General features: G+C 71.4%; 13 protein-coding genes. 11 read left to right on the top strand and 2 right to left on the bottom strand.

From position 1 onward, the window contains the following. Positions 1–86 precede the first annotated feature (86 nt). From ACGFQC_RS16380 to ACGFQC_RS16350, 7 genes are all read left to right on the top strand, one after another. Positions 87–929: a nitrilase-related carbon-nitrogen hydrolase gene (locus tag ACGFQC_RS16380; RefSeq protein ID WP_363088675.1), complete on the top strand. Its 843-nt coding sequence runs from the start codon at positions 87–89 to the stop codon at positions 927–929. Then, positions 926–2,212, top strand: coding sequence for an aspartate aminotransferase family protein (locus tag ACGFQC_RS16375; RefSeq protein ID WP_363088676.1), 1,287 nt, complete (start codon positions 926–928; stop codon positions 2,210–2,212). The genes ACGFQC_RS16380 and ACGFQC_RS16375 overlap by 4 nt, the downstream gene beginning before the upstream one ends. Positions 2,213–2,360: 148 nt before the next feature. Then, a complete protein-coding gene (locus tag ACGFQC_RS16370; protein WP_363088677.1) occupies positions 2,361–3,947 on the top strand; it encodes a PucR family transcriptional regulator in 1,587 nt (528 codons plus the stop codon). 259 nt (positions 3,948–4,206) lie between these two features. After that, the gene (locus ACGFQC_RS16365; protein ID WP_363088678.1) at positions 4,207–5,049 is read left to right on the top strand and encodes a nitrilase-related carbon-nitrogen hydrolase; all 843 of its coding nucleotides are present in this window, start codon (positions 4,207–4,209) and stop codon (positions 5,047–5,049) included. A 140-nt stretch (positions 5,050–5,189) separates the two neighbouring features. Beyond that, the gene (gene hydA, locus ACGFQC_RS16360) at positions 5,190–6,632 is read left to right on the top strand and encodes a dihydropyrimidinase (RefSeq protein WP_363088679.1); all 1,443 of its coding nucleotides are present in this window, start codon (positions 5,190–5,192) and stop codon (positions 6,630–6,632) included. A gap of 10 nt (positions 6,633–6,642) precedes the next feature. Next, on the top strand, positions 6,643–7,662 hold the full coding sequence (locus ACGFQC_RS16355) for a TIGR03842 family LLM class F420-dependent oxidoreductase (protein WP_363088680.1): 1,020 nt from the start codon (positions 6,643–6,645) through the stop codon (positions 7,660–7,662). A gap of 188 nt (positions 7,663–7,850) precedes the next feature. Continuing rightward, complete coding sequence (locus tag ACGFQC_RS16350) at positions 7,851–9,377, top strand: NCS1 family nucleobase:cation symporter-1 (RefSeq protein WP_363088681.1); 1,527 nt, start codon at positions 7,851–7,853, stop codon at positions 9,375–9,377. Between the two features lie 124 nt (positions 9,378–9,501). Here ACGFQC_RS16350 and ACGFQC_RS16345 read toward each other — a convergent pair whose 3' ends face one another. After that, complete coding sequence (locus tag ACGFQC_RS16345; RefSeq protein WP_363088682.1) at positions 9,502–10,185, bottom strand: hypothetical protein; 684 nt, start codon at positions 10,183–10,185, stop codon at positions 9,502–9,504. Positions 10,186–10,644: 459 nt separating this feature from the next. Between ACGFQC_RS16345 and ACGFQC_RS16340 the strand changes: the two genes are divergently transcribed. The 4 genes from ACGFQC_RS16340 (at position 10,645) to ACGFQC_RS16325 (ending at position 15,665) form a co-directional block, all read left to right on the top strand. Beyond that, positions 10,645–12,432: a gamma-glutamyltransferase gene (locus ACGFQC_RS16340; protein WP_363088858.1), complete on the top strand. Its 1,788-nt coding sequence runs from the start codon at positions 10,645–10,647 to the stop codon at positions 12,430–12,432. Between the two features lie 203 nt (positions 12,433–12,635). Then, on the top strand, positions 12,636–13,484 hold the full coding sequence (locus tag ACGFQC_RS16335; protein ID WP_363088683.1) for an inositol monophosphatase family protein: 849 nt from the start codon (positions 12,636–12,638) through the stop codon (positions 13,482–13,484). Positions 13,485–13,659: 175 nt separating this feature from the next. After that, positions 13,660–15,072, top strand: coding sequence for an NAD(P)/FAD-dependent oxidoreductase (locus ACGFQC_RS16330; protein ID WP_363088859.1), 1,413 nt, complete (start codon positions 13,660–13,662; stop codon positions 15,070–15,072). An 83-nt stretch (positions 15,073–15,155) separates the two neighbouring features. After that, positions 15,156–15,665 (top strand): O-acetyl-ADP-ribose deacetylase, encoded by a 510-nt coding sequence (locus ACGFQC_RS16325; RefSeq protein ID WP_363088684.1) that lies wholly within the window; start codon positions 15,156–15,158, stop codon positions 15,663–15,665. A gap of 97 nt (positions 15,666–15,762) precedes the next feature. Here ACGFQC_RS16325 and ACGFQC_RS16320 read toward each other — a convergent pair whose 3' ends face one another. Further along, the gene (locus tag ACGFQC_RS16320; protein WP_363088685.1) at positions 15,763–19,446 is read right to left on the bottom strand and encodes a DEAD/DEAH box helicase; all 3,684 of its coding nucleotides are present in this window, start codon (positions 19,444–19,446) and stop codon (positions 15,763–15,765) included. Between the last annotated feature and the right edge of the window lie 32 nt (positions 19,447–19,478).

Genomic DNA, 19,478 nt, shown 5'->3' with positions numbered 1-19,478 from the left:
CCGTCCCGGAGGCTTACGTTCGTCCCTCTACAGCCCGTGTCTACGGGCGTAGAGGGCTCTGACGTCTTCCGTCGAAGGAGCAGCTCATGGCCAACGTCGTACGTGCCGCCCTGGTCCAGGCCACCTGGACCGGCGACACCGAGTCCATGGTGGCGAAACACGAGGAGCACGCCCGCGAGGCGGCCCGGCAGGGCGCGCGGATCATCGGTTTCCAGGAAGTCTTCAACGCCCCCTACTTCTGCCAGGTCCAGGAGCCGGAGCACTACCGCTGGGCCGAGCCGGTGCCCGACGGGCCGACCGTGCGTCGCATGCGGGAGCTGGCCCGCGAGACGGGCATGGTGGTCGTCGCCCCGGTCTTCGAGATCGAGCAGTCCGGCTTCTACTACAACACCGCGGCCGTGATCGACGCCGACGGCACCTACCTCGGCAAGTACCGCAAGCACCACATCCCGCAGGTGAAGGGCTTCTGGGAGAAGTACTACTTCAGGCCGGGCAACGTCGGCTGGCCGGTCTTCGACACCGCCGTCGGCAAGGTCGGCGTGTACATCTGCTACGACCGCCACTTCCCCGAGGGCTGGCGCCAGCTCGGCCTGGGCGGCGCCCAGCTGGTCTACAACCCGTCCGCCACCCACCGGGGGCTCTCCGCCCACCTCTGGCAGCTCGAACAGCCCGCGGCCGCCGTGGCCAACGAGTACTTCGTCGCCGCCATCAACCGGGTCGGCGTCGAGGAGTACGGCGACAACGACTTCTACGGCACCTCCTACTTCGTCGACCCGCGCGGACAGTTCGTCGGCGGGACCGCCGGCGACAAGGACGAGGAACTCCTCGTCCGCGACCTCGACCTCGGCCTGATCGACGAGGTGCGGCAGACGTGGGCCTTCTACCGCGACCGCCGCCCCGACGCCTACGAAGGACTGGTGAAGCCGTGAACGACGACCTCCACGCCCGCCACCGCCGGGTACTGCCGGACTGGCTCGCGCTCTACCACGACCGGCCGCTGGAGATCACCCACGGCGAGGGCCGCCACGTGTGGGACGCCGAGGGGAACAGGTACCTCGACTTCTTCGGCGGCATCCTCACGACCATGACCGCGCACGCGCTGCCCGAGGTCACCAAGGCGGTGAGCGAGCAGGCCGGACGGATCATCCACTCCTCCACGCTCTACCTCAACCGCCCGATGGTCGAACTCGCCGAGCGCGTCGCCCGGCTGAGCGGCATCCCGGACGCCCGCGTCTTCTTCACCACCTCCGGCACCGAAGCCAACGACACCGCCCTGCTGCTCGCCACCACCCACCGGCGCAGCAACACGGTCCTGGCGATGCGCAACAGCTACCACGGCCGCTCCTTCAGCGCCGTCGGCATCACCGGCAACCGCGGCTGGTCGCCCACCTCACTGTCCCCGCTCCAGACGCTGTACGTCCACGGAGGCGTGCGCACCCGCGGCCCGTACGCCGCGCTCGACGACGCCGCCTTCATCGCGGCCTGCGTCGAGGACCTGAAGGACCTGCTCGGCCACACCCGGCCGCCCGCCGCCCTGATCGCCGAGCCGGTCCAGGGCGTCGGCGGCTTCACCTCCCCGCCCGACGGACTGTACGCGGCGTTCCGGGAAGTGCTGGACGCACACGGGATCCTGTGGATCGCCGACGAGGTGCAGACCGGCTGGGGCCGTACCGGCGACCACTTCTGGGGCTGGCAGGCACACGACCGCAACGGCCCGCCCGACATCGTGACCTTCGCCAAGGGCATCGGCAACGGCATGTCCGTCGGCGGGGTGATCGCCCGCTCCGAGATCATGAACTGCCTCGACGCCAACAGCATCTCCACCTTCGGCGGCACCCAGGTCACCATGGCCGCAGGCCTCGCCAACCTCACCCACCTGCTGGAGCACGACCTCCAGGGCAACGCCCGGCGGGTCGGCGGACTGCTCATCGAACGGCTGCGGGCCGCCGTCGCCCAGGACCCGGGCGTGCGCGAGGTGCGCGGGCGCGGGCTGATGATCGGGATCGAGCTGACCGAGCCCGGCACCGACCGGGCCGACCCCGACCGGGCCGCCGCCGTCCTGGAGGCCGCCCGCGCCGGGGGCCTGCTGATCGGCAAGGGTGGCGGCCACAGCACCAGCGCCCTGCGCATCGCCCCGCCCCTGTCCCTGACCGTCGCGGAGGCCGAGGAGGGCGCCGCGATCCTCGACAGCGCGCTGAGAAGCACGCGGTAGCGCCCGAGTGGTCGCACCGCAGTGTCCGAGCGGTCGCACCGCAGCGCCCGAACGGTCGCACCGCCGTGTCCGAGCGCACCCGGCAGTGCCTGACGCACCGGCACCGCCCGAGCGCACACAGCGGCGCCTGAGCCAAGGGAACCACGCCATGACCACCACCATCCGGGAGTACCCGGGGCCCGTCGAGCCCCTGGAACCCGCCCTGTCGGTCCGTCAGGTCCTGTCGCTGGAACGCGTGCTGGCCGGGGAGCCCGAGGTGGTGGCCGGCGCGGCCCAGCTCGACCGGCCCGTGCGCTGGGTGCACGTCGCCGAGGCCGCCGACGTCGGCGTGATGCTCAGCGGCGGCGAGATGGTCCTCACCACCGGAGTGCTGCTCGCCGGTGACGAGAACGCGCAGGCCGAGTACATCCGCTCACTGCACCGGGCGGAGGCCGCCGCCGTCGTCCTCGGCCTCGGGCGGGCCTTCCCCGCCGCGCCGGACATGATGCGGCGCGCCGCCGAACGGTGCGGACTGCCCATGGTCGTCCTGCACCGGCCCTTCCCCTTCGCGGAACTCACCGAGGAGGTCCAGGCGCGGCTGGTACGGCGGAAGTTCGCCGCCGTCAGCCTCTCCGAGGCCGTACGTACCGCGCTCACCGCACTCATCACCGCCGGTGCGCCGCTGCAGCACCTGCTCGACGAGATCGCCCACCACACCGGCTGTCCCGTCGTCGTCACCAACCTCGCCCACCGGGTCCTGGCCACCGCGGGGGAGCGGTCCGCGGTCGACGACGTGCTGCGCGACTGGGAACGCATCGCCCGGCAGGCCGGCGGCACCGAGGGCGACGGCTGGATCCGCGCCGAACTGGGCGGACGCGGCGAACGCTGGGGCCAGATCATGCTCTGCGGCTACCGCGGCGACACCGCCGGCGGACGGCTGCTCGCCGACCGGGCCGCCGAGGCCCTCGTCCTGCACCGCATGCTCGGCGGCTCCTCCGCCCACTCCTGGGAGGAGCAGTCCGCGCAGGGCCTCCTCACCGACCTGGTCTCCGGCGTCGTTGCGGCCCGCCAGCTGCTGCCCCGGGCGCGGGCCGCCGGACTGCCGGTCAACCGGCGCACCTTCGTCCCGCTGGTCGTCCGCGACGGCGACCGTGCCCAACTCGAGCGGCTGCTGCGCCTGCTGGGCATGGCCGGACTGGTCGCCGAACTCGCCGACGGCGCCACCGCCGTCCTGCTCAGCCTGGCCCGGGACCAGGACGCCGAGTCGCTCACCGCGCACTTCGCGGCCCGGCTGCGCACCGAGTCCGGGGAGAGCGGCACCGTCGTGGCCGCCGCGGCCCCCCGCATCGTCTGGGACGACGTACCCGCCGGGCTGCGCGAGGCCCGGCACGTCGCCGACGCCGTCGCGGACTCCTCCGCCTTCCTCGAGCTGCCGGCCGTCGTCCGCCTCAAGGACGTTCATCTGCGGGGCCTGATACGGCTGTTGCGGGACGACCCGCACGTGCAGGCCTTCGCCGAACGGGAACTGGACGGGCTGCTGTGCGCGGCCGGTGACGATCTGCTCGCCGTCCTGCGCACCTACCTCGCCACCGGCCGCAACAAGTCCCGCACCGCCCAGCTCCACCACGTGTCACGGCCCGCGCTGTACCGGCGGCTGGAGGCGATCCAGGCACGGCTCGGCGCGGACCTCGACGACTTCGAGCAGGCCGCGTCGGTGCACATCGCCCTCCTCGCGCACGACGCGCAACAGGCATGAGCCGAGCCCGAGCGGTCGGCCCGCCGCCGTCCGCGGACGGCCCGGACGGCGCGGCGCACCACAGAGGGGGAAAGGCCGGCCCGCCCGGCGCGCAACAGCAGTGAAACATGCGACGACCTGGGAGAACGGAGGTGAAACATGCGCCGACGAGGTCGTGACACCGTGGCACGCCGGATGCCCCCGGACGTGACACGGTGCACCTCAAAGCCCGCTTTCGGACTTCCTAGGCTCCTCGCACACCGAGCGACCGGAGGTCCCGATGAGCCAAGTGGTCCGAGCCGCCGTCTTCCAGACCGCGTGGACCGGCGACAAGGAGTCGATGATCCGGGTGCACGAGCAGGCGGTGCGCGACGCGGCCGCCCAGGGTGCCCAAGTCCTTTGTTTCCAGGAGCTGTTCTACGGGCCGTACTTCTGCCAGGTCCAGGACCCGGCGTTCTACGAGTACGCCGAGCGGATTCCCGACGGGCCGATCGTCGAGCGGTTCCGGGCCCTGGCCCGCGAGCACGGCATCGTCCTGGTGCTGCCGATGTACGAGGAGGAACAGCCCGGCGTCCTCTACAACACCGCCGCGGTGATCGACGCCGACGGCTCGTACCTCGGCAAGTACCGCAAGCACCACATCCCGCAGGTGAAGGGCTTCTGGGAGAAGTTCTACTTCCGTCCCGGCAACGTCGGCTGGCCGGTCTTCGACACCGCCGTGGGCAGGATCGGCGTGTACATCTGCTACGACCGCCACTTCCCCGAGGGCTGGCGCGCCCTGGGCCTGGAGGGCGCCGAGATCGTCTTCAACCCGTCCGCCACCTCGCGCGGCCTGTCCGCCTACCTGTGGCAGCTGGAGCAGCCGGCGGCGGCCGTCGCCAACGAGTACTTCGTCGGCGCGATCAACCGGGTCGGCGTCGAGGAACTGGGCGACAACGACTTCTACGGGACCTCGTACTTCGTGGACCCGGAGGCGCAGTTCGTCGGCGAGGTGGCGAGCGACAAGGAGAGCGAACTCGTCGTCCGCGACCTGGACATGGCCAAGCTGCGCGAGGTCCGCGACCGCTGGCAGTTCTACCGGGACCGCCGCCCGGAGGCGTACGGCCCGCTGACCGCCCCCTGACACGGGCGGTTCCCCGCGCCCCGCCGGCCGAGGGGCGCGGGGCGCGGGGAACCGCGTAATCCACCACAGGCGACCCGCAGGCGACCCACAGCAACCGCAGGCGACCCGCAGACGACCAACTACCGCTCCGGAGACGGAATATGAGCAGCCGGAAAATCATCCGCGGCGGTCTCGTCATCACCGCGTCCGACGAGATCCACGCCGACGTCCTGATCGAGGACGGCCGTATCGCCGCCCTCGCCTCCTCCGGCACCCCGGCCGCCGGGGCCTGGACGGCAGAGCGAAGCGGGATGGGGGCACCCCCGCCCGAAGGGTGGGGGGAGGTCATCGACGCCACCGGGAAGTACGTCATCCCGGGCGGGGTCGACGCCCACACCCACATGGAGCTGCCGTTCGGCGGCACCTTCGCCTCCGACACCTTCGAGACCGGCACCCGCGCGGCCGCCTGGGGCGGCACCACGACGATCGTCGACTTCGCCGTGCAGAGCGTCGGCCGCACCCTGCGCGAGGGCCTGGACGCCTGGCACGCCAAGGCCGAGGGCAACTGCGCGATCGACTACGCCTTCCACATGATCGTCTCCGACGTGAACCAGGACACGCTCAAGGAGATGGACCTGCTGGTGGAGGAGGGCGTGACCTCCTTCAAGCAGTTCATGGCGTATCCGGGCGTCTTCTACAGCGACGACGGCCAGATCCTGCGCGCCATGCAGCGCTCCGCCGAGAACGGCGGCCTGATCATGATGCACGCGGAGAACGGCATCGCCATCGACGTCCTGGTCGAGCAGGCCCTCGCCCGCGGCGAGACCGACCCCCGCCACCACGGCGAGGTGCGCAAGGCGCTGCTGGAGGCCGAGGCGACCCACCGGGCCATCAAGCTCGCGCAGGTCGCCGGCGCCCCCCTCTACGTGGTGCACGTGTCGGCGATGGAAGCGGTCGCGGAACTGGCCCGGGCGCGCGACGAGGGGCTGAACGTCTTCGGCGAGACCTGCCCGCAGTACCTGTTCCTGTCCACCGACAACCTCGCCGAACCCGGCTTCGAGGGCGCCAAGTACGTGTGCAGCACGCCCCTGCGCCCCAGGGAGCACCAGGCCAAGCTGTGGCAGGGACTGCGCACCAACGACCTCCAGGTGGTGTCGACGGACCACTGCCCCTTCTGCTTCGTGGGCCAGAAGGAGCTGGGCCGGGGAGACTTCTCCAGGATCCCCAACGGTCTGCCGGGCGTCGAGAACCGCATGGACCTGCTCCACCAGGCCGTCGTCGACGGACACATCTCGCGCCGCCGCTGGATCGAGATCGCCTGCGCCACCCCGGCGCGCATGTTCGGCATGTACCCGAAGAAGGGCACCATCGCCCCGGGCGCCGACGCGGACGTCGTGATCTACGACCCGCACGCGGAGCAGACCGTCTCCGCCGGGACCCACCACATGAACGTCGACTACTCGGCGTACGAGGGCAAGCGGATCACCGGCCGCGTCGAGACGGTCCTCTCGCGGGGCGAGCCCGTCATCACCGAGCGGGAGTACACCGGTCGCGCCGGTCACGGCGCCTACACCCCGCGCTCCACCTGTCAGTACCTCAACTAGGAGTGGTGCCATGGACTTCGGACTCGTCCTGCAGACCGACCCGCCCGCCTCGAAGGTGATCAGCCTGATGCAGCGGGCCGAGCGCAACGGCTTCACCCACGGGTGGACCTTCGACTCGGCCGTGCTCTGGCAGGAGCCGTTCGTGATCTACAGTCAGATCCTGGCCAACACCAGCACGTTGACGGTCGGCCCGATGGTCACCAACCCGGGCACCCGCGCCTGGGAGGTCACCGCCTCCACCTTCGCCACCCTCAACGACATGTTCGGCAACCGCACGGTGTGCGGCATCGGCCGCGGTGACTCCGCGATGCGCGTCGCGGGCCGCAAGCCCAACACCCTCGCCCGCATCAGCGAGGCCATGAAGGTCATCCGTGCCCTCGGCCGCGGCGACGAGGCCGACCTCGGCGGCACGGTGATCAGGTTCCCGTGGATCAGGCCCGGCGCCGAACTCCCCGTCTGGATGGCCGCGTACGGTCCCAAGGCGCTGAAGATGACCGGCGAGGAGGCCGACGGCTTCATCCTCCAGCTCGCCGACCTGTACCTCACCGAGTACATGGTCAAGGCGGTGAAGGACGCCGCCGTCGCCGCCGGCCGCGACCCGGCCGAGGTGAAGGTCTGCGTCGCCGCTCCGGCGTACGTCACCGAGGACGACTCGCCCGAGGCGCTCGCCCACGCCCGCGAGCAGTGCCGCTGGTTCGGCGGGATGGTCGGCAACCACGTGGCCGACCTGGTCTCCAAGTACGGCGAGCACTCCGCCGCCGTACCCGACGAACTCACCGACTACATCAAGGCCCGGGAGGGCTACGACTACTCGCACCACGGTCGCGCCGACAACCCCGACACCCGGTTCGTGCCCGACGAGATCGTCGACCGCTTCTGCGTCGTCGGCCCGGTGGACAAGCACGTCGAGAAGCTGAACGCGCTGCGGGAGCTGGGTGTCGACCAGTTCGCGGTCTACGACATGCACGACGCGCAGGAGGCCACCATCGACGCCTACGGCTCCCGGGTGATCCCCGCCGTCAACGGCTGACCTGCCGCCTAAGGCTGACCCACCGCCGACGGCTGAAGGACGCCGACCCGGTCGCCGGTCCGCCGACTCCCCTCAGAACTCCCCCTTCCCACCGTCCAGGGGAGGGGGCCCAGGGCGCCTTCCCGCGCACCCCCCTCGGTACCGCCCGCACGGCCTCTCCCGTCCCACCTCGTTCGATTGGCCTGCCCATGACCGACACCGCTCCCACGGCCATACCGCCGACCTCCCAAGTCACCCTCGCCGACGGCCGGGTGGAGATCGCCCCTGGTTCGCCGCCGCCCAGCGGCCCCTACGCCAACGAGGACCTGCTGCCGGTCCCCGTCGAGAAGCGCACCTGGACCACGTACAACTTCTCCGCGCTGTGGATCGGCATGGCCCACAACACGGCCTCGTGGACCCTCGCCTCCGGCCTGATCGCCGTCGGCATGGACTGGAAACAGGCGGTGCTCACCATCGCCCTCGCCAACCTGATCGTGCTGGTGCCGATGCTGCTCACCGGGCACGCGGGACCGAAGTACGGCATCCCCTTCCCGGTCTTCGCCCGCGCCTCCTTCGGCATCCGCGGCGCCAACCTCCCCGCCGTCGTCAGGGCGTTGGTGGCGTGCGGCTGGTTCGGCATCCAGACCTGGATCGGCGGCGAGGCGATCTACTTCCTGGCCGGAAAGCTGATCGGCAACGGCTGGAGCGAGGCCGGGGCGTTCGGCGGCCACCCCTGGACGATGTGGCTGTCGTTCACGATCTTCTGGGCGCTCCAGGTCGCGATCATCTACCGGGGCATGGAGACTATCCGCCGCTTCGAGAACTGGGCCGCGCCCTTCGTCCTCGTCGGCGCGCTCGTGATGCTGGTCTGGATGAGCGACAAGGCCGGTGGTTTCGGCCCGCTGCTCGACCAGCCCTCCAAGCTCGGCTGGGGCGGCGACTTCTGGAAGCTCTTCTGGCCGTCCCTCATGGGCATGATCGGCTTCTGGTCGACGCTGTCGCTGAACATCCCCGACTTCACCCGCTACGGCAAGTCGCAGAAGGCGCAGACCTGGGGGCAGGCCCTCGGCCTGCCCACGACCATGACCCTCTTCGCCCTGCTGTCGGTGATGGTCACCTCCGGTTCGCAGGCCGTGTACGGCGAGACCGTCTGGGACCCGGTACAGCTCGCCGCCAGGACGGACAACGCCGTGGGCCTGCTGTTCGCGCTGGTGACCGTGCTGGTGGCGACGCTGTCCGTGAACATCGCGGCCAACCTGGTCTCGCCGGCCTTCGACTTCTCCAACATCGCGCCCCGCAGGATCAGTTTCCGCACCGGAGCGCTCGCCACCTGCGTGCTCGGTGTGCTGATCTTCCCGTGGAAGCTGTACTCCGACCCGCAGGGCTACATCTTCACCTGGCTCGGCCTGGTCGGCGGGCTGCTCGGCACGGTCGCCGGCATCCTCATCGCCGACTACTGGATCCTGCGCCGCGGCAAGCTCGACCTGACCGACCTCTACCGCACCGGAGGCCGGTACTGGTACGACGCCGGCTGGAACTGGCGGGCCGTCGTGGCCTTCGCGGTGGGCGGTGTCCTCGCCGTCGGCGGCGCGAGCTTCGAGCCGCTCGTCGACGGGCGGCCCGTCCCGGCACTGGAACCACTGGCGGACTACGGCTGGGCCGTGGGCCTGGGCACCTCGATGGCGCTCTACGTGGTGCTGATGCTGTCGAGGGGACGGGAGAGGACCACCGCGTGAGGCGTGCGTGGTGTGCGACGCAGAACGCGTGACGCGTGACGCGTCAGGAACGGTGGGCGGGGCGGCCGGCGGGTGGGGACCCTCCAGCGCCCTGTTCCGGCCGGGGCTCAGTTCCGGCCAGGACTCAGTTCACCGCGGCGGCCTTCAGCGAGGCGACCGCCTCCTTCGCCGCCTTGATCGCGCCCTTGTTGATCTCGTCCGTGCTCGGAGCCTTCTTCGACTCGAAGTCGCTGCCGTTGTAGGTGACGACGACGAGCGCGTTCGCCACCCGCGCGATGACGGTGCCCTCACGGGTCTGCTGCTTGTCCTCCGTGGTCAGGTTCACCACCGAGTAGCCCTCGTCCCCGAGCCCCGGAACGGCCCCGCCGCCGTTCTTCTCCGTGGTGCGGTCCTCGTACGACGTCGCGGCGGACTCGTCGGACTCCAGCAACTCGAAGGAGACGTCCAGCCAGCGGTAGTCGTAGCCCTTGAGCGCGTTCCAGGAGCAGGTGCGGCGCAGGGAGGTGTCCGTCGACGGGATCTCCTTGCCCGCCGTCTTCGCGGCCGGCACCAGCGAACTCACCGTCTTGGCGGCCACACTCGCGCAGGGCGGGGGAGCGGCGCCGTACGTCTTCGTGACCGCCGTCGAGGACGGGGCGGACGACTCGGACGACTCCGAGGACTCGGAGCGGGACTTCCGCGCGTCCTCGGCCGCGGTCTCCTTCCCGGAGTCGAGCGGACCGGACGACAGCGCCCAGCCCGCGCAGGCGAGCACGATCACCGGAGTCAGTCGCGCGGTGAGGGCGAGCGGCAGGGGGAGAGAACGCACGGCGCGCTTTCGTGGGGACGGCGCGGACGAGGTCCACGACGCGGACGGGGACGTCAGTTTCACACGACTCCCTGTGGGGAGGAAGTGCGAACTCGCTCCGTGGTGGCGCGGTGACAGCGGAGGGGAGGATTTCCGCCACGCCGGGCGGTACGGCCCTCCCGGCCGGGAGCGCGCGGCGATCCCCGGACCGAGCCCGCGGTCCCGGCCGACAGGGCCGCGCCGGCCTCGCAGCCGTTGCCGACCGACGGCTGCCGAGGACGGTCTTCCGCACGTCGTCGGGACCGTCGGACTCCTTCGTCCGGGCGGGCGGGGGCGGAAACCGGCCGGCCGGAACACGCCGTCCGTCGCGGCCGCGAGGACCGGGGGTAGCATCCGGGCGCCGGTCCACCGGTGGCCGCGTCGACGAAGAGGTGAGAAGTGCCGTTCACCACCCGTCCCACCCTCCAGGGCACCTTCGGCATGGTGTCCTCCACCCACTGGCTGGCCTCCCAGTCGGCGATGGCCGTCCTGGAGGACGGCGGCAACGCCTACGACGCCGCCGTGGCCGGTGCCTTCGTGCTGCACGTCGTCGAACCCCACCTCAACGGTCCCGCCGGGGAGGTGCCGATCCTGCTCGCCCCCGCGGGCGGCGAGGTGCGGGTGCTGTGCGGGCAGGGCACCGCCCCGGCCGGCGCGACCGTCGCCCACTACCGGGGTCTCGGTCTGGACCTCGTCCCCGGCACGGGCCCCCTCGCGGCGGCCGTGCCCGGCGCCTTCGACGCCTGGATGCTCCTGCTCCGCGACCACGGCACCAAGTCCCTCGACGACGTCCTGAAGTACGCCGTCGGCTACGCCGAGCACGGGCACGCGCCCGTGGAGAACGTCGGCGCGACCGTCGAGACCGTACGCGAACTGTTCGAGACCGAGTGGACGTCCTCCGCGGAGGTCTACCTGCCCGGCGGCCGGGCGCCCCGCCCCGGCCGGCTGCTGCGCAACCCCGCGCTCGCCGCCACCTGGAAGCGGCTGCTCGCCGAGACGGCCGGCGCCGGGGAGCGGACGGCCCGCATCGACGCCGCGCGGGAGGTCTGGCGGAGCGGGTTCATCGCCGAGGCCCTCGTCCGGCAGGCCGGACGCCCCACCCTGGACACCAGCGGCGGGCACCACGCCGGCACGCTCACGGCCGCCGACCTGGCCGGCTGGTCCGCGGCCTACGAGGCGCCGGTGACGTACGACTGGAACGGCTGGACCGTCTGCAAGGCGGGCCCCTGGAGCCAGGGCCCGGCCTTCCTCCAGCAACTCGCCCTCCTCCCGGCGGAGCTGCCCGCCCACGGCTCCGCCGACTACGTCCACCTCCTCGTGGAGGGCTGCAAACTCGCCATGGCCGACCGCGAGGCCTGGTACGGCGACGCGGCCGAGGTCCCGCTGGACGAGCTGCTCTCGGCCCCGTACAACGCCGGCCGGCGCGCGCTGGTCGGCGACAGGGCGTCGTACGAGCTGCGGCCGGGCCGCCCCGGCGGACGCGAGCCCCGGCTGAGCGCCCACGCGCGCGTGGTGACCACGGACGAGCCCGGGGCCGGTCCCGCGGGCGCCGGCGAGCCGACCGTCGCGAAGCGCCCGGCCCCGCCGGTGCCGGGGGAGCCCGACACCGCCGCGGACGGGGCCACCCGCGGCGACACCTGCCACCTCGACGTCGTCGACCGCTGGGGCAACATGGTCGCCGCCACGCCCAGCGGCGGCTGGCTCCAGTCCAACCCGGTCGTGCCCGAACTGGGCTTCCCGCTCGGCACCCGGCTGCAGATGACCTGGCTGGAGGAGGGCCTGCCGAACTCCCTCACCCCCGGCCGCCGCCCCCGCACCACCCTCACGCCCTCGATCGCGCTGCGCGACGGCGTCCCGGTCCTGGCCTTCGGCACCCCGGGCGGAGACCAGCAGGACCAGTGGCAGCTGCACTTCTTCCTGGCCGTGGTCCTGCGCGCGCGGGTGCGTGGCGGCCTGGACCTCCAGGGCGCGATCGACGCCCCGAACTGGCACACCGACGCCTTCCCGGGCTCCTTCTACCCCCGCGGCATGCGGCCGGGCAGCCTGACCGTGGAGTCCCGCATGCCGCGGCCCGTGGTCGAGGACCTCCGCGGACGCGGCCACGACGTGACCGTCGCCGACCCGTGGTCCGAGGGCCGGCTGTGCGCCGTCGCCCGGGACCCGGGGACGGGAGTCCTGTCGGCGGCGGCGAACCCACGGGGGATGCAGGGGTACGCGGTGGGACGCTGAGCCGGGAGCCGGGAGCCGGGAGCCGGGAGCCGGGAGCCGGGAGCCGGGAGCCGGGAGTCGGGAGTCGGGAGAGGGGAGCCGGGAGAGGGCCGGGGCCTGCGACCAGGGGCCTGAGGCCGGGCCCCAACTCCTCTTCATCCCGATTCCACCGGGTGTGCACCGGCGCGGCGGGGATTGTCAGTGGGGCGTGTTCTCATGGAGGCATGATCGGAGACACGGAAACCATCGACGAGTTTCTCGCCCGCCACGCCGCTGACGTGCAGGACGCGGTCCGCAAGGCCGCCGCCGCGGAGATCCTGCCGCGCTTCCGGCAGCTCGCCGCGCACGAGGTGGACCAGAAGACCGGGCCGCACGACCTGGTCACGGACGCCGACCGCAATGCCGAGCTGTACCTCACCGAGGCCCTCGGTGCCCTGCTGCCCGGCTCGGTCGTCGTCGGCGAGGAAGCGGTGCACGCCAACCCCGCCGTCTACGAGGCGATACGGGGCGACGCCCCGGTCTGGATCGTCGACCCGGTCGACGGCACCCGGCAGTTCGTGCACGGCGACGACGGCTTCTGCACCCTGGTCGCACTCGCCCGGCACGGCGTCGTGCACGCCTCCTGGACGTACGCCGCCGCCCGCGACCAGCTGGCCACCGCCGTGCGCGGCGGCGGCGCCTTCCTGGACGGTGAGCGGCTGTTCGCCGGCCCGCCCGCACCCGGCCGCGACCTCACGGTGGCGACCTCGCACCCCGACTACACCACCGACGACCAGAAGCGCGCCCTGCTCGGCCTGTGGACGGACGGCGTCGCCCCGCGCGCCTGTGGCTCGGCGGGCCTGGAGTACCTCGCCGTGGCCCGGGGCGAGTTGGACGCCACGGCCTTCTCCTGGGAAGCGGCCTGGGACCACGCGGCCGGACTGCTGCTGGTCGAGGAGGCGGGCGGCGCCCATCTCACCCTCGACGGCGGACCGTTCAGGATCACGGGCGGCAACTCCCTGCCGTTCACGGCCGCCCGGGATGCGGCGACGGCCCGGCGGGTGACCGGCCTGCTGTCCGGGCCCCGCCCCTGACCCCCTGTCCCCCGACTCTCCGGCCCCCGCCCCCTGACCTCGGGCTCCGGCCGGGACTGCGTCCGCGTCGGCGGCGGCCCACACCCACGTTCCACCGCGCCGCCGACGCCGTCGTATCCCCGGCATATCCTGATCCCGGAGGCCGCCGGCTGACGAAGGGGTCCAAGTGTCGTCGATGCTCGATGTCGTCGTGGTGGGAGCGGGGCCGAACGGCCTCACGGCCGCCGCGGAGCTGGCCCGCCGCGGCTTCTCCGTGGCCCTCTTCGAGGCGAAGGACACGGTGGGCGGCGGCGCCCGCACCGAGGAACTCACCCTCCCCGGCTTCCGCCACGACCCGTGCTCCGCCGCACACCCCCTCGGCATCAACTCGCCCGCGTTCCGCGCCCTGCCCCTGGAGCGGTACGGCCTCGAATGGCTCCACTCCGAGCTGGCCATGGCGCACCCCTTCCCCGACGGCAGCGCGGCCGTGCTGTCCCGCTCGGTCGCCGAGACGGCCGCTTCCTTCGGCCCCCGCGACGCGGGCGCGTACCGCAGGCTCGTCGAGCCGTTCCTGCCCCGGTGGGACGTCCTGGTCCGGGACTTCATGTCGCTGCCGCTGACGGCACTGCCCCGCGATCCCGTCACCCTCGCCCGTTTCGGCACGGTCGGCCTGGCCCCGTCCACCTGGCTGACCCGCCGCTTCCACGACGAGAAGGCCAGGACCCTCTTCGCCGGACTCGTCGCCCACGTCATGGCCCCCCTCGGCGGCCTCGCCACCGGCGCGGTCGGCCTGGTCTTCGCGCTCGCCGCGCACGCCCGCGGCTGGCCGGTGGCCCGCGGCGGTTCCCAGGCCATCTCGGACGCCCTGGCCGCCTACCTGAGGGACCTCGGCGGCGCCATCCACACCGACTACGAGGTCAAGCGCCTCGACGACCTGCCCCCGGCCCGCGCCTACGTCTTCGACACCTCGCCCACCGCCCTGGCCCGCATCGCCGGCCTCGGCCGCTTCTACGAGCGCTACCGGTACGGCGCCGGCGTCTACAAGATCGACTACGCGCTCGACGGCCCGGTCCCCTGGACCGCCGAGGAGGCCCACCGCGCCACCACGGTCCAGATCGGCGCGGACAGCGCGGAGATCGGCGCCGCCCTGCGCGCCGCCTCCCGGGAGGGCCGCCCCCCGCGGAAGCCCTTCATGATCACGGTGCAGCCCGGTGTCGTGGACCCCACCCGCGCCCCGGCCGGCAAGCAGGTCTTCTGGGCCTACGCCCATGTGCCCAACGGCTGGACCGGTGACCTCACCGACACGATGGAACGCCAGCTGGAGCGCTTCGCGCCGGGATTCCGCGACCGCGTCCTGGCCCGAGCGGTCGCCGGCCCCGCCGAACTCGCCGCCCGCAACGCCAACTACGTCGGCGGCGACATCGGCTCCGGCGCGGCGTCCGGCCTCCAGCTCCTGCTGCGTCCCAGACTCTCCCTGTCCCCGTACTCCACCCCGCACCCGGCCGTCTTCATCTGCTCCTCGGCGACCCCGCCCGGCCCCGGCGTCCACGGCATGTCGGGCCACAACGCGGCCAAGGCGGTCTGGCGCAGGCTGCGGCAGCAGCCGTAGCGTCGTGGCAACCGCGTCGTGGCAACCGCGCCGCAGTCCCCGCCTTCGCAGTCCCCGCCTTCGCGGAGAGAGGCCGACCCGCCATGACCGCCGTCACCTTCGTCCGGGGCGATATCACCACCCAGTCCGTGGACGCCGTCGTCAACGCCGCCAACTCCTCACTGCTGGGCGGCGGCGGGGTCGACGGCGCCATCCACCGTCGCGGCGGGCCCGCCGTCCTGGAGGAGTGCCGCAGGTTCCGCGCCGGACACCTGGGCAAGGGACTGCCCACCGGCCAGGCCGTCGCCACCACCGCCGGCCGGCTTCCCGCCCGCTGGGTGATCCACACGGTCGGCCCCCGCTACAGCGCCGAGGAGGACCGCTCGGAGCTGCTGGCCTCCTGCTACCGCGAGTCCCTGCGCGTCGCCGGCGAACTAGGCGCCCGCACCGTCGCCTTCCCGGCCGTCTCCGCCGGCATCTACGGCTGGCCCGTGGAGGACGCCGCACGGATCGCGGTGGAGACCGTACGGGCGACGCCGACGGCGGTGGAGGAGGTCAGGTTCGTCCTCTTCGACGAACAGGCGTACACGGCGTTCGCCGAGCAGATCCGGTGACGACGGCTGTGGCCGTTCACCCGTTCACCCGTTCATCCGTTCGTGCCGAGCGGCATGCGCAGCTCGGCACGAACGGGGTGACTTCCCGGGTGCACGGTCACCAGTTCGTGCCGATCGACGACACCCGGATGTTCAGTAGCTCCTGAACCATGTGGGAGGGAGAGACGGCCTGCTGCAGGTCCTGCACGAGGCGCAGCCACATCTGGAGAAGGTATTCCATGGTGATGAAGCGGGCTTGCGTGCCCTGTTCCTCCAGCACCGTCCGCGCGGCGGGGTCGACTCCACGCACGATGACCCGCGCGGGTCTTCCGGCTACGGATTTGGCGCCCTCGGCAGTGAGGGAGAACTGCTTCGGCACCAGGACCTCGACACTGGCCCCGGTTTCCGGAGCCGTCCAGACGGACATGGCGAACGAGCCTACGACCTCCGTCTCCGTGGCCTCGACGCCCATGTCGCGCACCGTCTCGCAGAGCCGGTTCAGGTAGTCCTTCGCCGTTTCCGTTTCGTCCAGGTCGTGGGCCAGCTCGGCGAACGTCTCACCTTCGGTGCCCGGAATGATCTCTCCGGCCATCTCGACGCCGACCCGTTCCATCTGCTTGCGCTCGTCCTCCACCCGACTCTCGATGATGCTCCTGACGGCCTCGCGCTCCTGTTCACCGAGCACTTTGCTCAGAGCGTCGGCATCCACCAGCGCGGAAAGCGGCTGGAACTCCTTTCCGTCGGCGAGTTTGGCCAGCCGCTCGCGGTGGAGCGAGGGTATGCGCATCTTCGACACCAGCGAGAGCCACGTCGGCAGCCCCGACTCGACGCGCTGCGCCAGAGCCTGTACGCGGAAGGAGTGGTCGACCCCGTCCTCACTCACGCAGAGTTCGGCGGCCGCCCTCAGATACCCCGCGACCTGCTCGCAGAGCTGCTCGACATCTGCGTAGTACAGCTTCACCGATGGAGCCCTGTTCTTGCCGCGGTCCGGCGGCTCCGACGACTGGACCACTCCTCCGATCCGCTTCGCCATCTCCTCGAAGGGCACCCCGTTCAGCCACTCCCACGCGACGACCGCCCGGAGCAGCGCGTTGGCGTCCTCCATCGACAACGCGTCCTCGTCTATGCCGAGGAGCTGACGCAGTTCCTCGGAGATCACCTGGTTGCCTTCGCTGAGCAGGCGTTCGGGCACGGCAGGTCCCTTCGCCGCGATGTACCGCAGGCAGAAGTACCGTTTCGTGGGTGCCTCGGGTGTGTCCTGGGGCAGGCTGTGCGCCAGCAGAAGGGTGAGGACCCCGCCCTTCAGCGAGGGCATGTGATTGCTGGTGGGCAGTCCCGGGAGGGCCACCCAGGCGGTGACCCGCTGCACGGAGCGCGCCTTGAAAGCGTGCCACAGCAGGTCGAGGTGTCCCGTGTTCTGGATCGCGAGATGCGCGAGGTGCTGCAGTTCGGCGGCGTCGTCGAGCTCCAGCCCGGACTGTCCGAGGGCCTGTCCCAGAGGGGACAGGGAGATCACCTCCTCGCCGCTGCGGTAGCCCTCGCCCTCACTGAAGACGAGCAGGTTCCGCGCCTGCAGTTCGCGCAGGACGACCTCCGCCTCGGGGACCTCCGGCGAGTCGGGCTCGTAAGAGATGAGCAGCCCGGAAAGGATCTCCGACACCCGGTCGAGCCACTGCCGCCGGGTGAGCCCACCGCGCCCCTGGCAGAGGACCTGGAGCACGAGACCACTGATCTGGAGGGCGTCGCGGAACTGTGAGCGCACCTTGAGCGAACGGTCCTCGCTGGCGACGAACCGCTGGTAGATGCCCTCTTCGGTGGTGAGAGCCCGCAAACTCTCCGGGCTCAGGCCGTCGATGTCCTGAAGATCCCGGTCGGACGGCACGAGGATGTAGAACGTACCGCGTTGCGCTGTCACCGTCCTGTCGAGCCGTCGTCCCGCGCGACCGCCCTTGTTGTCCAGATCGGCGGCGGGCAGGATGCGCTTCATGCGGCTGGACCCCTCGCCCGACCAGCCGGCCACGCTCGTGGCGATGACGATGTCGGCCGGCAGGTTCAACCCCACGGCGAGAGTGTCCGTGGCGACGATCACTCTCAGCAGTCCGTCCGGCCTTCTGAACTCGTCTTCCACCTGACGCCGCAGGGGCGGCGCCAGCGCCGCGGTGTGGAAGGCGACGCCGTGCCGCAGACCGCGCATGACCTGGTCCTGCAGCGGCAGATCCGAGTTCTTCAGCTTCTCGTACAAACGGTCCTCGATGTCCCTGGCATGTGACTCCGGTCCGTGATACCGACCGCTCTGCCAGGGGGAACCACGCCTGCCGATCTGCTTCCGATCGCCGGTGCCCTGAAGCAGATCCTGGATGGCCAGGGCCAGACTCTGCGCGATGGTCCGGCCCGGAACGAAGATGATGACCCTCTTGTCCGGATCCTCCGACAAGGTCCGTGCGACCAGTGCGGCCGCCAGCGGGGCGGTGGACAGGCGAGTCCCGGGGAGGCCTTCGAAGCGCAGCGCCAGCGTGTCGGCATGCTCGGCCCGGATCCGGCCCAGCTCGTGCTCCTCCTCGTACGGAGCCTTGGGCGGCTGGACCTTGCCCGGCATGCTCAGCAGATGAGCCTCTTCCTGGACCAGCCACTTTCGTGGGCCGACCACGAAGGTGTCCAGCGGCACCGGCCGTACGTTGGTGAAGTGTCTGCGCAGTGTGCGGTCGTTGCCCAGCCATCGCTCCAGGGTCTCTCCGGCTTCCGGGGAGAGCGCGGCCGAAAGTCCCAGGAGGGCGGGTTGTTCGTCCCGGGGCAGCATTTTCACCAGGGTGAGCAGGGCTTCGAGTTTGGCGGCCCGTTCGCTTCGTTCCACGAGCATCTGGAGTTCGTCCACCACGAGGAGGGCGCTGCGGCGCAGCGGCATCAGCCGGTGCACCAGGTACACGCCGAGCTTCTCGTAGATGGCCAGGGCGACATCGTACGAACCCGAGCCGACCGGCCGGTCGTTCTCCGGGTAGTCCCGGGAGGCCGGGAACACGCGCAGTTTCCTCATGTCGGGGTCACCGCGCTGCAACACCTGCCATTCGGCGTGTTCCTGAGTCACCAGGGCCTTGATGGGCAGGAGCATCATGGAGGCCTTGCCCGAGTTCACGGCCATGGTCATACCGAACCGGGCCAGTGTCGTCTTGCCGCTGTTGGTGACGGCGTAGATGAGGCCGACGCCCTTCTGGTCGACGATCTCCCGGCACAGAATGAGCAGTTGCTGCTGGAATTCGGACAGATCGGCCCACGGGCCAAGCCGGTCCTCCCAGCCTTCCAGCAAGGCGTGCGTCAGGTCCGGGCGGTCGCCGACCGGCAGCAGTTCGGCGTAGCCGTGGACCGTTGGTGCCAGGGGAACCGAAGCGGCCCGGTCCGCCGGGTCGGCCGTGTCGCCGAGAGACTCCACGAGGAGAGGCTCCACGAGGAGAGGACTCTCGGGGCCGCCCAGTCTGGCGAAGACCGGCTGGTGATTGGCCTGCTGGTCGTGGTGCGCTCGGTTGGCGAGATCCCGCCAGGCCAGCATGACGGTTCCCGACTCGGCCCGCTCGCGGACGTGCTCCCAAAAGTCGGCGTTGCTGGCCGCGGCCGGGGGTAATTCCTTGGCCGGGAAACGCAGATCCCGCAAGAATCTGTTTCTCGCGAGGGGTTCCAGATACGCGGCACTCAGCCCTTCGCGCAGTTCGTCCCAGTCCTCCTGTGATATGTCCCAGATTCTGGAGGCCGTCGCTCCATGACCGGGGACCGCTTGGCCTCCGGGGGGCTCGGACGGGTCGTTGAGCGGCATGGAAACTCCTCTGCGGGACGTGCGTGACGCGT

Origin of the sequence: Streptomyces sp. NPDC048734 (genome assembly GCF_043198675.1) — a bacterium.
Lineage (GTDB): Bacteria > Actinomycetota > Actinomycetes > Streptomycetales > Streptomycetaceae > Streptomyces.
This window is presented reverse-complemented; position numbering and strand designations above follow the sequence as displayed.

What these genes read in the sequence shown, in the direction of transcription:
- ACGFQC_RS16380 (WP_363088675.1), top strand. Translation starts at nt 87, where the DNA reads ATGGCCAACGTCGTACGTGCCGCCCTGGTCCAGGCCACCTGGACCGGC.
- ACGFQC_RS16370 (WP_363088677.1), top strand. Translation starts at nt 2,361, where the DNA reads ATGACCACCACCATCCGGGAGTACCCGGGGCCCGTCGAGCCCCTGGAA.
- ACGFQC_RS16365 (WP_363088678.1), top strand. Translation starts at nt 4,207, where the DNA reads ATGAGCCAAGTGGTCCGAGCCGCCGTCTTCCAGACCGCGTGGACCGGC.
- hydA (WP_363088679.1), top strand. Translation starts at nt 5,190, where the DNA reads ATGAGCAGCCGGAAAATCATCCGCGGCGGTCTCGTCATCACCGCGTCC.
- ACGFQC_RS16355 (WP_363088680.1), top strand. Translation starts at nt 6,643, where the DNA reads ATGGACTTCGGACTCGTCCTGCAGACCGACCCGCCCGCCTCGAAGGTG.
- ACGFQC_RS16350 (WP_363088681.1), top strand. Translation starts at nt 7,851, where the DNA reads ATGACCGACACCGCTCCCACGGCCATACCGCCGACCTCCCAAGTCACC.
- ACGFQC_RS16340 (WP_363088858.1), top strand. Translation starts at nt 10,645, where the DNA reads ATGGTGTCCTCCACCCACTGGCTGGCCTCCCAGTCGGCGATGGCCGTC.
- ACGFQC_RS16335 (WP_363088683.1), top strand. Translation starts at nt 12,636, where the DNA reads ATGATCGGAGACACGGAAACCATCGACGAGTTTCTCGCCCGCCACGCC.
- ACGFQC_RS16330 (WP_363088859.1), top strand. Translation starts at nt 13,660, where the DNA reads ATGCTCGATGTCGTCGTGGTGGGAGCGGGGCCGAACGGCCTCACGGCC.
- ACGFQC_RS16325 (WP_363088684.1), top strand. Translation starts at nt 15,156, where the DNA reads ATGACCGCCGTCACCTTCGTCCGGGGCGATATCACCACCCAGTCCGTG.
- ACGFQC_RS16320 (WP_363088685.1), bottom strand. Translation starts at nt 19,446, where the DNA reads ATGCCGCTCAACGACCCGTCCGAGCCCCCCGGAGGCCAAGCGGTCCCC.